This window comes from Catenulispora sp. GP43 (genome assembly GCF_041260665.1).
Lineage (GTDB): Bacteria > Actinomycetota > Actinomycetes > Streptomycetales > Catenulisporaceae > Catenulispora.
The window spans coordinates 195,252-207,734 of sequence record NZ_JBGCCT010000006.1 but is presented as its reverse complement, the minus strand read 5'-3'; the positions used below and the strand labels follow the sequence as shown (position 1 = coordinate 207,734).

At 71.8% G+C, this 12,483-nt stretch carries 12 protein-coding genes and 1 pseudogene; 4 read left to right on the top strand and 9 right to left on the bottom strand.

Annotation, left to right across the window (positions count from 1 at the left end):
- Nucleotides 1-129: 129 nt before the first annotated feature.
- The 9 genes and pseudogenes from ABH926_RS15030 to ABH926_RS14990 all read right to left on the bottom strand — a co-directional run bounded on the left by ABH926_RS15030 (nucleotide 130) and on the right by ABH926_RS14990 (nucleotide 8,061).
- Entirely contained in the window at nucleotides 130-954 is an 825-nt protein-coding gene (locus ABH926_RS15030) for a DUF3050 domain-containing protein (protein WP_370366151.1), read from the bottom strand.
- Nucleotide 955: 1 nt separating this feature from the next.
- Nucleotides 956-1,873 (bottom strand): phytanoyl-CoA dioxygenase family protein, encoded by a 918-nt coding sequence (locus ABH926_RS15025; protein ID WP_370366150.1) that lies wholly within the window; start codon nucleotides 1,871-1,873, stop codon nucleotides 956-958.
- Nucleotides 1,870-2,976: a 4-hydroxyphenylpyruvate dioxygenase gene (gene hppD / locus ABH926_RS15020; protein WP_370366148.1), complete on the bottom strand. Its 1,107-nt coding sequence runs from the start codon at nucleotides 2,974-2,976 to the stop codon at nucleotides 1,870-1,872. Before hppD ends, ABH926_RS15025 begins: the two co-directional genes overlap by 4 nt.
- 17 nt (nucleotides 2,977-2,993) lie before the next feature.
- Entirely contained in the window at nucleotides 2,994-4,253 is a 1,260-nt protein-coding gene (locus tag ABH926_RS15015; RefSeq protein ID WP_370366147.1) for a beta-ketoacyl synthase, read from the bottom strand.
- A 77-nt stretch (nucleotides 4,254-4,330) separates the two neighbouring features.
- Nucleotides 4,331-4,873 (bottom strand): annotated as a pseudogene (locus ABH926_RS15010) (hypothetical protein); the annotation flags it as partial.
- Nucleotides 4,874-4,974: 101 nt separating this feature from the next.
- Entirely contained in the window at nucleotides 4,975-6,039 is a 1,065-nt protein-coding gene (locus tag ABH926_RS15005; protein WP_370366329.1) for a beta-ketoacyl synthase N-terminal-like domain-containing protein, read from the bottom strand.
- A gap of 74 nt (nucleotides 6,040-6,113) precedes the next feature.
- Nucleotides 6,114-6,371, bottom strand: a complete 258-nt coding sequence (locus ABH926_RS15000; protein WP_370366146.1) for a hypothetical protein — start codon at nucleotides 6,369-6,371, stop codon at nucleotides 6,114-6,116.
- A 3-nt stretch (nucleotides 6,372-6,374) separates the two neighbouring features.
- Entirely contained in the window at nucleotides 6,375-6,641 is a 267-nt protein-coding gene (locus ABH926_RS14995; protein WP_370366145.1) for an acyl carrier protein, read from the bottom strand.
- A gap of 31 nt (nucleotides 6,642-6,672) precedes the next feature.
- A complete protein-coding gene (locus ABH926_RS14990; protein WP_370366144.1) occupies nucleotides 6,673-8,061 on the bottom strand; it encodes a class I adenylate-forming enzyme family protein in 1,389 nt (462 codons plus the stop codon).
- A 323-nt stretch (nucleotides 8,062-8,384) separates the two neighbouring features.
- On the opposite strand from ABH926_RS14990, the gene ABH926_RS14985 reads away from it, so the two are divergent.
- The 4 genes from ABH926_RS14985 to ABH926_RS14970 are packed head-to-tail and all read left to right on the top strand — an operon-like array spanning nucleotide 8,385 to nucleotide 12,478.
- Nucleotides 8,385-9,542 carry a methyltransferase domain-containing protein gene (locus ABH926_RS14985; RefSeq protein WP_370366143.1) on the top strand — a complete coding sequence of 386 codons (1,158 nt, stop codon included), beginning with the start codon at nucleotides 8,385-8,387 and terminating at the stop codon, nucleotides 9,540-9,542.
- Nucleotides 9,539-10,738 carry a glycosyltransferase gene (locus ABH926_RS14980; RefSeq protein ID WP_370366142.1) on the top strand — a complete coding sequence of 400 codons (1,200 nt, stop codon included), beginning with the start codon at nucleotides 9,539-9,541 and terminating at the stop codon, nucleotides 10,736-10,738. Before ABH926_RS14985 ends, ABH926_RS14980 begins: the two co-directional genes overlap by 4 nt.
- On the top strand, nucleotides 10,722-11,486 hold the full coding sequence (locus ABH926_RS14975; protein WP_370366141.1) for an ABC transporter permease: 765 nt from the start codon (nucleotides 10,722-10,724) through the stop codon (nucleotides 11,484-11,486). Before ABH926_RS14980 ends, ABH926_RS14975 begins: the two co-directional genes overlap by 17 nt.
- Nucleotides 11,487-11,518: 32 nt before the next feature.
- A complete protein-coding gene (locus ABH926_RS14970; protein ID WP_370366328.1) occupies nucleotides 11,519-12,478 on the top strand; it encodes an ATP-binding cassette domain-containing protein in 960 nt (319 codons plus the stop codon).
- The last annotated feature ends 5 nt before the right edge of the window (nucleotides 12,479-12,483 follow it).

Sequence of the window (12,483 nt, the reverse complement as noted above, 5' to 3'; positions counted from 1 at the left end):
GCCGAGTCAGCACCCGCCGACCCGGCCGCAGCCGCCGAGCCGGCCGCAGCCGCCGAGCCGGCCCCGGCCGGGCCCACACCCGGCCGGTCCGCCTCAGCCGCGGCCTCCGCCGCGACAGCACCCACCACCTCAGCCATCACTGCTTCCGACCAGCGCCGCCTCGCGCTCCCCGATCGAGGCCAGGATCCCGTCCCACAGCTTCGCCCGGGCCCGCAGCGCGCGCGTCACCGTCTCGGCGCACTCGTCCCACTTCGTGTCGTCGTCGCCGCACAGGTCGGCGAGCATCTGCATGGCCATCGGCGTGTGCTCCTCGCCGTCGACCTCGATGTGGCGCGCCAGGTAGTCCACGAAGGTGTCGAGGCTGCCGACGTTCTCGTTGACCCGGACCACCTGCTGGAACATGTCGGGGATCAGGTCCTCGCGGCCGAAGGCGAAGGCGGCGGCCTGGCAGTGGACCGGGGCGGTGGCGATGATGTCCCAGGTCAGGGCCACGAATTCGGCGGAGGGGGCGGGGACGCCGGCTTCGGTCAGCGCGGTGTCCACCGGGACGCCGGCGCGCAGCAGGGCGATGAAGGCCTCGATGACGGAGGTGTCCGCGCCGGCCTCGGTCATGCCCTGGACGTACAGCTCGAAGTGGCTGATGAAGCCGCCGCGCAGCTCGTCGCTCTCCTCGACCAGGACGATGTCGTTGATCAGGCGGCGGCTGCCGGTGGGGCCGGTCGGCACCCACGGGACCGCGACGCACGTCAGGTTGCGCTGCAGCGACTTCAGCAGCGACATGAAGTCCCACACCGCGAACACGTGGTGCTCCAGGAACGCGCGGATCGCCTCGGTGTCGCGCAGCCGCGCGTACAGCGCGTGCCCGACGACCTCGTTGCGCGCCTCCGCGATCCGGTTCTCCAGCTGCTCGATGCCCGGGTGCCGCTGGCCCCAGTCGTAACGGGTGGCTGCCATTTCAGTTCCTCCAAAGCACAGGGCAGAAATCGGGGTCTGCGTAGTCGGGTCGGCCGTCCGGCAGGCGCCGTACGAGCACGTCGTGGTTGTAGGCGGCGAGGGTCCCGTCGCCGAGTTCGAAGCGCTGGTTCTGGTTGGCGCCGTCCTGCAGGTGGAAGGAGATCGCGCGCCGGGGCCGCGGGCTCAGGTTCGGGCCGCTGCCGTGGTAGGTGCGGCAGTGGTGGAAGCTCATGTGGCCCTTGGGGATGTCCATCGGGATCTTGCGGATCTCGGCGCCGTTGTGCGCGGCGTTCTCGGCCAGCACCCGCTCCAGGTCCGCCTTGTCGCGCTCGGCGAAGTGCTTGACCATCGAGTCCTCGCGGCCGATCTCGGTCCAGCGGTGGCTGCCGTCGACCATGGTGATGGTGCCCATCTCCGGTCCGCAGTCGTGGAACGGGATGAACGCCGTCAGCATGTCCTCGGACGTGCACGAGGCCCAGTAGTGCCGGTCGAAGTGCCAGGGCACGACGTTGCTCGGCTCGCCGGCGATCGGCGGCTTGTAGATCAGCGTGGACTGGAAGACCCGGATCTCGTCGGCGCGCGCCAGCCGGGCGGCGACCGCGCCGATCAGCGGCTTGCACAGGATCTTGGCGATGGCGTCGCTCTCGTAGTGCACGTAGTCGTTGTGCCGCTGCACCGGTCCGTCGGACGGCTTCCACGCGGCCAGCTTCGGCGGGCGCGCCGGCAGCTCCCGGCTGCGCTCGCCGTCGTAGTACCGGTCGGTGGCCTCGACGAGCGCGTCGACCTCGTCATCGGAGAACAGCTTGCCGGTGAGGAACCAGCCGCGCTCCTGGTACTCCCGGACCTCGGCGTCGGTCGGCAGCAGCGCGGTTTCCTCGTCGGTGAGGAGGAACTGCTTCTGTACGGACTCGGTCGTCATCCCGCAGCTCCCATCGCTCCCAGTGCTCCCGTTTCCAAGGAGTCCCGCACACCCGCGAGCTCCCGTTCCTTCGCCGCGTACAGCGCGGGGATGTTGCTGGTGCCGAACGTCTTGGCGCCGTGCCGCTCGATGAGCTCCCAGAAGAAGGTCCGGCGGATGTGCATCGACTTGGCGAAGATCTGGAACATCTGGCCCCAGTGGTCGCGGTCGACCAGCACGCCCAGCGGCCGCAGCCGCTCCACCGGCAGGTCGATGTCGCCGAGGCGCTCGGTCAGCGCGTCGTAGTACGTGCCGGGGGTCTCGGCGAAGCCCGCGCCGTTGGCGGCGAAGGTCTGCACCGTGGTCACGATGTCGTCGGTGCTCAGCGCCAGGTGCTGCACGCCGGCGCCGCCGTGCCAGGCCAGGAAGTCGTCGATCTGGCCGCTCTGCCGGCTCATGTCGGGCTGGATGATGGTGAACGTCGCGCCGCCCGACGGGCTCTGCACCACCTGCGAGTACATCCCCTGCGCGCCGACCTCGATGTACTCCTCGAAGATCAGCTTGAAGCCGAAGACCCGCTGGTAGTACTCGACGGTCGGCTCCAGCTCCCCGGCCGGCACCAGGGCCGCGACGTGGTCGATGGCCCGGACCAGGCTGGGGTGCTCACGCGGTGGGGCCGCCTGAGCCTCGATCGCGCCGGGCCAGAAGGAGTCGCCGTGCCGTTCCACGAAGCGGTGCACCACGTCGCCGAACCCGCTGACGCTCGCGGTGGTCACCGAGTCGGCGCCGTCCTTGTAGGTACGCGGCGCGTCGACGGACGTCGCGCCGGCCGCCACCGCCTCCTCGTAGTCGGCGGTCGCGTCGCCGGTGGCGAAGGCGATGACGCCGACGCCGTCGCCGTGCCGCGAGACGTAGCCGTCCGCGGGGTGCGCGCTGCCCAGGGCCGAGGTCAGCAGGACCCTGCTGTCCCCGTGCGCCAGCAGCAGGCTGCGCTGTCGGGGCAGCTCGGTCTCCGGGCCGCCGTGCCCGGCGATGTGGAATCCGAACGCGGTGCACAGGAAGAACGCGGCTTGTCTCGCGTCTCCCACGTAGAACTCGACATGGTCGATGCCGAGGATGTCCATTCCTATATCGCCTTCCGCTAAGCCGTACGGGTCTGGCGGGTGCTGGGCCGGCCGTAGACGACGCTGACGTTGTGGCCGCCGAACCCGAAGGAGTTGGAGATGACGTGCTCGGCCTGCGCCGCGCGCGGAGTCTTGCGGACGTGGTCGAGGTCGCAGTCGGGGTCGGGGTCTTCCAGGTTGTGGGTGGGCGGCAGCTGGCCGGTGCGCAGCGCGTGGATCGAGACCGCGGACTCCACGACCCCGGAGGCGCCGAGCATGTGGCCGGTCACCGCCTTGGTGGAGCTGACCGGCGGCGTGTCGGCGCCGAACAGGGTCCGGATGGCCAGCGCCTCGGCGTTGTCGCCGAGCTTGGTGCTGGTTCCGTGCGCGTTCAGGTAGCCGATGTCGGCCGGTTCCAACGCGGCGTCCTTCAGGGCGCGGCGCATGCACTGGCTCGCGCCCTCGCCGTCCGGCCGCGGGGTGGTCGGGTGGTGGGCGTCGTTGGTGACGCCCCAGCCGAGCACGTCGGCGTGCGCCGCGGCGCCCCGCGCGTCGGCGAAGTCCTTGCGTTCCAGGACGAAGACGCCCGCGCCCTCGCCGAGCACGAGCCCGTTGCGGCGCCGGTCGAAGGGGCGGCTGGCGCCCTCGGGGTCGTCGGCCCAGCCGCGGGCCAGCGCGCGGGCGTTGCCGAAGGTGTCGGCCAGCGTCGGGAACAGCGGCGCCTCGCTGCATCCGGCCACGACGACGTCCGCCTCGTCGGCGCGCAGCAGCCGCAGCGCCTCGCCGATCGCCTGGCCCCCGGCCGCGCAGGCGGTGCCGCTGGAGGAGACGTAGCCGCGGATGCCGTACTTGATGGCGATGCGGGCCGCGCCCATGTTGGGGAGCATGCCGGGCAGCAGGTACGGGCTGACGCCCAGGCGGCCCTTCGCGGTGCGCAGGACGACCTGCGCTTCCAGCGTGGCCAGCCCGCCGGTCCCGGACAGGATGACGGCGACGCGGTAGGGGTCGGCGTCGCGGCCGACTTCGAAGTCGGCGTCGCGCAGCGCGTCCTCGGCGGCTTTGAGCGCCAGGACGATGTAGCGGTCGACGACGCGCGCCTCGGTGGCGGGCATGAGGGTGGCCGGGTCGATGGGCGGGCCGAACGCGCCGACTTCGAGGGCGTCGCCGACCTGGTGGCCCTCGGGCGGACGGCGCAGGCCGGAGCGGCCTTCGCACATGGCGGCGTGGACGTCGGCGGCGGTGGTGCCGACCGGGGTGACCATGCCCATGCCGGTGACGACCACTTCGGGGCGGGTCATGCGCGGCCTCCTGGGGCTTTAGGGGCTTTGGGGGCGGTGAGAACTGGTGTCGCAGGGCTTTGCGAAGCGCGGGCGGCGAGCAGGACCGCGTGCGCCTGGTCGTGGCCGCCGGTGCCCTGCTCGATGCGCACCAGCAGCGCTTCGTCGGCGTCGCCGTCCTCGATGAGCAGCGCGGCGCTCTCCAGGGCCGAGCCGGGATCGGCCAGGCAGACGACGGGACCGGTGAGGTTCCAGCGCGCGGCGATGTGGCCGGCGACGGCGTTCGGCACCGACTGGAAGAACAGCAGCGGGCCGAGCAGGCCGCCGGTGGCGACGGTGCGCGCGACGTGGGCGGCGCTTTCGCGGTCACCGCGGGCGGTGGTGATGAGGACGGCGGTGACCGGGGCCGCGAAGGTTTCGGCGGCCTCGAAGGTTTCGGGGACTTCGGGGCCGGTGGTCTGTGGTGCTGAACGGCGGCTGAGGCAGCGGGAGGCGGTCTCGGCGGCGATCGGGTTGAAGCTGGAGACGATGAAGCCCGGCAGGGAGGGGGCGGTGTCGTCGTGGGCTGATTCGGGCCAGCGCGCTTCGGCGCGGATGGCGAGGCCGAGGGCGGCCGCCTGCTGATCGGTGGCCGCGGTGATGACGCGGCCGGGTGCCGCGGCGGGATCGGTCGGCAGGTTCTGCGCGACCCCGGCGGCGCTCTTCTGCTCGGGGATGTTCGCGAGCGCTTCGGTGGTGCTGCTCATGGCGCACCTACCAGCAGGGCCGTGTTGGCGCCGCCGAAGGCGACGTTCAGCGTGAGCGCGTAGTCGAGCCGCGCGGCGGCGGGTTCGAGGACGAGCGCGAGCGGGCAGTCCGCGTCCGGGCCGAGGTAGCCGGCGTTGAGCGGCAAACGTCCGGCGCGCAGCGCGGCGATGGTGAGGATGAGTTCGAGCAGCGCGCCGGCTTCCAGGGCCTGGCCGTGGATCGATTTGGTCGAGCTGACCGGGATCTCGGCGGCCGCCTCGCCCAGCGATACGCGCAGGGCGGCGGATTCTGCGACGTCGCTCTGCTTGGTGCCCGAGCCGTGCGCGTTGATGTAGCCGAGGCCGGCGGGCTCGACGCCGCCGCGGTGGAGTGCGTCGTTGATGGCGCGGGCCAGGCCGTGGCCGTCGGGGCGGGGCTTGCAGACGTGGTAGGCGTCGCCGCTGCGTCCCCAGCCGGCGATGCGGGCCAGGGGCTCGGCGCCGCCGGTGGCACCAGCGCCACCGGCGGCTTCCAGGACGAGCGCGCCGACCGCGTCGCCGAGAAGCAGCCCGCTGCGTCCGCTGCTGAAGGGACGGACCCGGCCGTCGAGGGCCAGGGCACGGCCGGCGTCGAAGAGGGCGTACTGGTCGGCGTCGACGAGGTAGCCCGCGCCGACCACGACCCGCTGCACACGACCATGTGCGATCAGGGCGGCGGCATCGGCGACGGCGGTGCTGGCGGCGACGCACGCGGAGGTATAGGCACGAGCGCCGGCGAAACCACACGCCGCGGCGATACCGGCCGCGAACGCGTCGGCGCCACCGTGGGGCTCGCCATGGACGGCCAGAAAGAGATGGCAATCGGCGCGGGCCGAACGCGCGAGCCCGGCATCATCGCAGGCCTCGTTGACGGCCCGAATCAGCTCCCGCACAAGCTCCGGCGACCCGGGCGCCACAGCCGCGACCTTGGCCCGGCGCGCACCGACATCGAAACGCTCGACCGGCGCGAACCCGGACGTCCCCTCGACCGCGGCCCGAAGCAGAGCGTCGACGCCCGCGCCGAACGCGCTGAAGACGGACATGCCGGAGACGACGACCTCGGTCGGGCCGCGCCGGGCTCGGGAAGTGCTTTCCGCCCCGGCCACCGCCCCCGCGCTCACCCCGTCCCCCCGAACCCCAACTCCCCCAGCACCCGCACCACCGCGCTCACCGTCGTCATCCGCGCGAGCGCGTCGTCGTCGGCGTCGAAGGGCCGGCCGTAGCGCTGTTCGACCTGGTGGATGAGCCAGGCCAGCTCCAGGGAGTCCACGCTCTCCGGCACTTCGTCGGGGGTGCGCTCACCGTAGGTCGCCAGCATCGCGACCACCTCGTCGCGGTGCGCCGTCGCGGGCTCGGCGCGCTCCAGGTCCGTCACGGGTCAGGCCGAGGCGTGCGCTGCGAGGCGGGTGGCGACCGCGGTGCAGAACTCGTCGATGGTCAGCGTCGCGAGCTCGTCGAGCTCGTCGTCGCTGAAGCGGATGCCGAAGCGCTCCTCGACGCGGACGCCGAGTTCGGCCAGGGCCAGGGACTCCAGGTCCACGCCGGCCGGGCCGAGCTGGGTGTCGCCGTCGAAGTCGGCGGTGTCGTAGTTCATCTCGCCGAGGGCTTCGAAGGCGAAGGTCTTGATCTCGTCGAACGAGCTCATGGGCTTGTCGTTCCTTCCGGTAGAAAGTTGCTCAGCGCGCGCCGGAGAGCACGCTCTGGTCGCGGACGAGCTTTCCGGTCGCGGTGCGCGGCAGCTGTTGCACGGCGTGCCAGGCCCGCGGCCGCTTGTAGGCCGCCACCCGTTCGGTCAGGGCGTCCTGGACCGCGGACAGTTCGGCGGCCGGCTCCAGGACCACGTACGCCTCGATCGCCTTGCCGAACACCACCACCGCGGCCTCGACGCCGGGCAGGCCGGCCAGGGTGTGCTCGACCTCGCTCAGGTCGACCTTCAGGCCGCCGATCGAGACCTGCGAGTCGCGCCGGCCGCGGACCCGGACCAGGCCGGTCGCCTCCTCGACGCTGCCAGCGTCCTTGGTGTGCAGCCAGCCGTCGGACCAGCGCGCGGGATCCACGAGGCCGACGTAGGGCGAGTTCTCCATCGCGATGTGCAGCTCGCCGTCATCGGCGCGGATCTGGATGCCGGGGGCCGGCAGCACGGCGGGGCGGTGGGTGCCGAACAGGTCCGTCGCGATGACGCCGAGCTCTGTCATCCCGTACATGTTCCCGAGCCGGATGCCGTACCGGTCGGCGAAGGCGTCGTGCACCTGCGCCCGCACCAGTTCCCCGCCGGTGGTCATGCCGGTCAGCTGCGGCAGCCGGGGCGGTTCGGCGACCGCGGCCAGCAGCTCGATGTGGAACGGGACGCCCAGCAGCGTGGTCGGCTCGGGGCCGGCGGCCACGGCGTCCAGGATGGCGTCGGCGGTCATCCGGCCCGGCAGCACCAGCTGCACCCCGGCGTGCAGGCCGTACAGCAGCCCGCCGACCAGGCCCAGCACGTGCACCATCGAGGCCAGCGACACGATCCGCTCGCCGGGGGCCGGCACGCCGGCGCCGATCGCCTTGTACCGGTCGATCTCGGCGATCAGGTCCGAGGCGGTCCGGCCGATCGCCTTCGACGGCCCGGTGGAGCCCGAGCTGAGCTGGATGAGCGCGTGCGAGGTGTCGGAAGGCCGGCCCTCGCTTCGCGCGACGACCTTCTCCTGCACGTCCTGGAACGCCCGCAGCGCACCGCCGCTGGACTTCTCGACGCCCACCACGAACTGCGGCGCGAGCCGCTCGATCGCCTGCTCCACCTCGAACGCGGTCAGCCGGTGGTCCAGCAGCGCGGCGCGGGCGCCGATCCGCCAGATCGCCAGCAGGTTCGCCACGAACGCCAGCGACGGCGGCAGGCACACCGCGACCGAGCCGCCGGCGCGCAGGCCGGCCTCGTGCAGGACCCGCCGCCGCTCGGCGACCAGCGCCCGCAGCCTCGCGCGGTCGACCGGAGCGTCCAGGACCAGGCACACCTGGTCCGCAGGGCCAGCCAACAACACTTCGTCGACCCATTCCGGGTCCGTGGGATTGTCGATTCCCGCAGCCATCACCGACACCTCCGCCCACGCCAAATGGAAATACCGAAAAGAGAGAGCCCGAAAAGATACACACGGTAAGCACGCAAAGAGATCCGCAAGGCTGCGGCACGGACCCGCCACAACCGTTCGGCGACGGCGCAAGCTTTGGCGCAAGGCGACTCGATCGTCAAGGAGTCCGCCAAGTCCCCGTAAAGTTGGCAGGTCAGAGCGCTGAAATAAGGCCATTGCGTCGTGCAAATTTTCACCGTTGACCCAGCACAGGCCACGCCGCTAGCGTCATCGCCGGTCGTCCCGGAATCCCCCTTTCCCGCCCTGCATTCAATGGAGCACCGGTGAAAGCTGACATCAACCCGGCGGTCGAGCGGTATTACGACACGACGCTCGATCTTTACGAAGAACTGTGGGGCGAACACGTCCACCACGGCTATTGGGACGAGGGCGAGCGCCCGGACTCCGACGGCGCGGACCGGCACACCGCCACCGACCGCCTGGTCCACGAACTCGTCTCCTACGCCGGCGTCCCGGACGGGGCGCGCATCCTGGACGTCGGCTGCGGCATCGGCGGCCCGGCGCTGTATCTGGCCGGCGCGCTCGGCGGCACCGTCGTCGGCGTGACCCTGAGCGCGCAGCAGGCGGCCCGCGCCACCGAGAAGGCGGCCGAGGCCGGCCTGGCCGACCGCGCCGAATTCCACCAGCTGGACGCGCTGAGCACCGGCTTCCCCGACGCCTCCTTCGACGTCCTGTGGGCCGTGGAATCCCTGATGCACATCGCCGACCGCGAAGCGTTCTTCGCCGAGGCGATGCGCCTGCTGCGTCCCGGCGGCCGGCTGGCGATCGCCACCTGGTCGCAACGAGACGGGGTCCTCGAGCCGGACGAGCAGGAGCTCATCGACCTGATCCTGAAGCACCAGGTGATGCCCAGCTTCTCCTCGCTGGAGGAGCACGAGCGCATGGCCGCCGCGGCCGGCTTCACCGAGGTCGCCTCGGTCGACTGGAGCCGCGCCGTGGCCAACTCCTGGGACCCGGAGTTCGCGCTGATCAAGAAGCCCGAGCACGGCCGCGCGACGATGGTCTCGCTGGCGCGCGAGCGCGGCGCCGACGTCCTGGGGTTCTTCTACGCCGGGCCGTTGATGAAGAAGGGCTTCGACACCGGCGTCGTGACGTACGGCGCGATCCGCGCGGTCAAGCCGGCCGAAGCGACGCAGAACTCTGACATCTTCGCCGATGTCGTCGAGCAGCTGCGCGTGGTCCTGGACCAGGACGCCGCTTGGACGGCGACCGTCACCCCGGCCACGACGCTGGACGGCGACCTGGAGCTGGAGAGCATCGAGCTGACCGCGCTGAGCCAGGCCCTGCAGGCGCGCCACGGCGCGAGCGTGGACCTGGCCGCACACGTCGCAGAGCTCGATGTCGACCAGATCATCGCGTTCACCGTCGGCGACGTCGCCGCCTTCGTCACCGAGCACGCCGCGCAGGCCGACGGCGCATGAGCCGGTTCCTGTTCGTCAGCCTCCCGCTGACCGGCCACGTGAACCCGATGGCCGCGGTCGCGAAAACGCTGACCGCGCAAGGCCACGACGTCGCGTGGGCCGGCTCGGAGTCGTACCTGCGGCCGCTGGTCGGTCCGGACGCGGTGATCCAGCAGATCCCGCTGCGTCCGCACCGCCGCCAGGCCGATCGCGGGATGGCGGCGGCGAAGACCCGGTGGGAGGAGTACATCGTCCCGCATTGCAAGGTGTCGCTGAAGGGCGTCGACAAGGCGGTGCGGGCCTTCGCGCCGGACGTGGTCGCGGTGGACCAGCACGCGATCGCCGGCGCGCTGGTCACGCACCGGTACGGCCTCCCCTGGGCCTCGATGGCGCCGACCACGATGGAGCTGACGCGGCCCTACCGCGCGCTGCCGAAGGTCGAGGCCTGGATCCAGGCCCACATGGCGAAGATGTGGGCCGACGCCGGCCTGCCCGGCGAGCCGCCGCACGACCTCCGGTTCTCGCCGCACCTGCTGATCGCGTTCACCGGCACCGCGCTGACCGGCGAGCTGTCCTGGCCGGACAACGCGGTCCTGGTGGGTCCGGCCCTGGCCGAGCGTCCCGCCGATCTCGACTTCCCCCGGGATTGGCTGGACCCCGGCCGCAAGCACGTCCTGATCTCGATGGGCACGCTGGCGGCCGAGAACTCGCACGGCTTCTACCAGCGCGCCCTGGAAGCGGTGCGCCCGCTCGGCGACCGGGTCCAGGTCATCGTGACCGCGCCGCCGGAGAGCATCCCCGATCCGCCGGAGCACGTCCTGGTCCGCGCCCGCGTGCCGGTCCTGGAGCTGATGCCGCAGCTGGACGCGGTGGTCTCGCACGGCGGCCTGAACACCGTCTGCGAGGCGCTGGCGCACGGCGTCCCGCTGGTCGTCGCGCCGATCAAGGGCGACCAGCCGATCAACGCCGCCCAGGTGGCCGCGGCCGGGGCCGGTGTGCGCGTCAGCTTCGCCCGGGTCCGGCCCGAGGCACTGCGCGCGGCGCTGGTGTCAGTGCTCGAAGAACCGTCCATCGGCAAGGCCGCGGCAGCCGTCCGCGACTCGTTCGCCGCCGCGGGAGGTGCCGCCGCCGCCAGTGCGCGACTGGCGCGCCTGGCCGGGGCCGGCCAAGACGCCTCACGGCGAGAAAGGGAGGGATCCCTTGAAAGTCCTGCGTGACACCTGGCTGATCTTCCACCGCAACCTCCAGCTGATGCTGCGCTCGCCGCTGTGGGTGGTGCTCGGCGTGTCCCAGCCGGTGGTCTTCCTGCTGCTGTTCGCGCCGCTGCTCAAGCCGGCGCTGGCGACGATGGGCGCGCATTCCCAGGCCCAGGCCTACCGCATCTACGTCCCCGGCATGCTGGTCGCCCTCGCCCTGGCCGGCGGCTTGTACGCGGGCTTCGACCTGCTGCGCGAGCTGGCCTCTGGCATCGTCGAGCGGGCCCGGGTGACCCCGGTGAGCCGGCTGGCGCTGCTGCTGGGCCGGGCCCTGCGCGACGTGGTGGTGCTGGTGGTCCAGGCGGCCATCATCATCGTGCTCTCGCTGCTGTTCGGGCTGACCGTGAGCATCCCGGCGCTGCTCATCGGCTACGGCATCCTGGCCCTGATCACGCTGACCAGCGCGTCGTTCTCCTACGGCGTGGCGCTGAAGATCAAGAACCCGGCGGTGCTCGGCCAGCTGATCAACAACGTGGCGCAGCCGCTGATGCTGCTGTCCGGGACGCTGCTGCCGATCGCGCTGGCGCCGCTGTGGCTGCGCGACACCGCCAACGGCAACCCGTTCAACTGGGCCGTCACCGGGATGCGCGCGCTGTTCACCGGCCACCCGGGCGACCCCTCGATCTGGAAGGCCTTCGCGATGCTCGGCGCCCTGGCGGTCATCACCATCGCGTGGTCGGGCCGCAAGTTCGCCAAGTCGGTCCGCTAAAGCCCCCGGCAAGGAAGGAGAAGACGATGGGCATCATCGAAGTCAAGGGTCTGGCCAAGAGCTACGAGACCCGTTCGAAGCGCAAGACCACCAAGGTGGACGCGGTGGTCGGGGTCGATCTGGACGTCGCCGAGGGCGAGATCTTCGGGTTCCTGGGCCCCAACGGCGCCGGCAAGACCAGCACCCTGCGCATGCTGGCCACGCTCATCCCGCCGGACGCCGGCGAGGCCACGATCGCCGGCGCCGACCTGCGCACCGAGCAGGCCAAGGTCCGCGAGGCGATCGGCTACATCGCGCAGGGCGGCGCCACCACGGACGACGCCACGGCGCGCGAGGAGCTGGTCCTTCAGGCTCGAATGCACGGCATCAGCAAGGCCGAGGCACAGCGCCGGGCCGTGGCGGCCCTGGCCGCCTTCGACCTCACCGAGTACGCCGACCGGCCGTGCAAGACCTACTCCGGCGGCCAGCGCCGGCGCGTCGACATCGCGATGGGCATCATCCACCAGCCCAAGGTGGTCTTCCTCGATGAGCCGACGACCGGCCTGGACCCGCAGAGCCGCGCGCACATGTGGGACGAGGTGCGGCGGCTGCGCTCGGAGGGCATGACCGTCTTCCTCACCACGCACTACCTCGAAGAGGCCGACCAGCTCTGCGACCGCGTGGCGATCATCGACGGCGGCACCGTCGTCGCCGAGGGCACGCCGGACGCGCTCAAGCGGGAGATCTCCGGCGACATCGTCACGGTCGGCGTCGGCGAGGACTTCACCGAGAAGGCGGCCGAGATCCTGAAGGGCCAGGACTACCTGTCCGAGGTCGAGGTCCGCGACGGCGGCCGGCTGCGGCTGGCGGTCGAGGCCGGCGAGACCGCGGTGCCGCGGGTGATGCGCACGCTGGACGAGGCCGGGATCGCCACGGCCACCATCGAGGTGCACCGGCCGACGCTGGACGACGTGTTCCTGACCAAGACCGGCCGCTCGCTGCGCGAGTCGTGAGCGGG

Coding starts and splice junctions, on each gene's coding strand:
- hppD (WP_370366148.1), bottom strand. CDS start 2,976: ATGGACATCCTCGGCATCGACCATGTCGAGTTCTACGTGGGAGACGCG.
- ABH926_RS15015 (WP_370366147.1), bottom strand. CDS start 4,253: ATGACCCGCCCCGAAGTGGTCGTCACCGGCATGGGCATGGTCACCCCG.
- ABH926_RS15005 (WP_370366329.1), bottom strand. CDS start 6,039: ATGTCCGTCTTCAGCGCGTTCGGCGCGGGCGTCGACGCTCTGCTTCGG.
- ABH926_RS15025 (WP_370366150.1), bottom strand. CDS start 1,873: ATGACGACCGAGTCCGTACAGAAGCAGTTCCTCCTCACCGACGAGGAA.
- ABH926_RS14995 (WP_370366145.1), bottom strand. CDS start 6,641: ATGAGCTCGTTCGACGAGATCAAGACCTTCGCCTTCGAAGCCCTCGGC.
- ABH926_RS14980 (WP_370366142.1), top strand. CDS start 9,539: ATGAGCCGGTTCCTGTTCGTCAGCCTCCCGCTGACCGGCCACGTGAAC.
- ABH926_RS15030 (WP_370366151.1), bottom strand. CDS start 954: ATGGCAGCCACCCGTTACGACTGGGGCCAGCGGCACCCGGGCATCGAG.
- ABH926_RS14990 (WP_370366144.1), bottom strand. CDS start 8,061: ATGGCTGCGGGAATCGACAATCCCACGGACCCGGAATGGGTCGACGAA.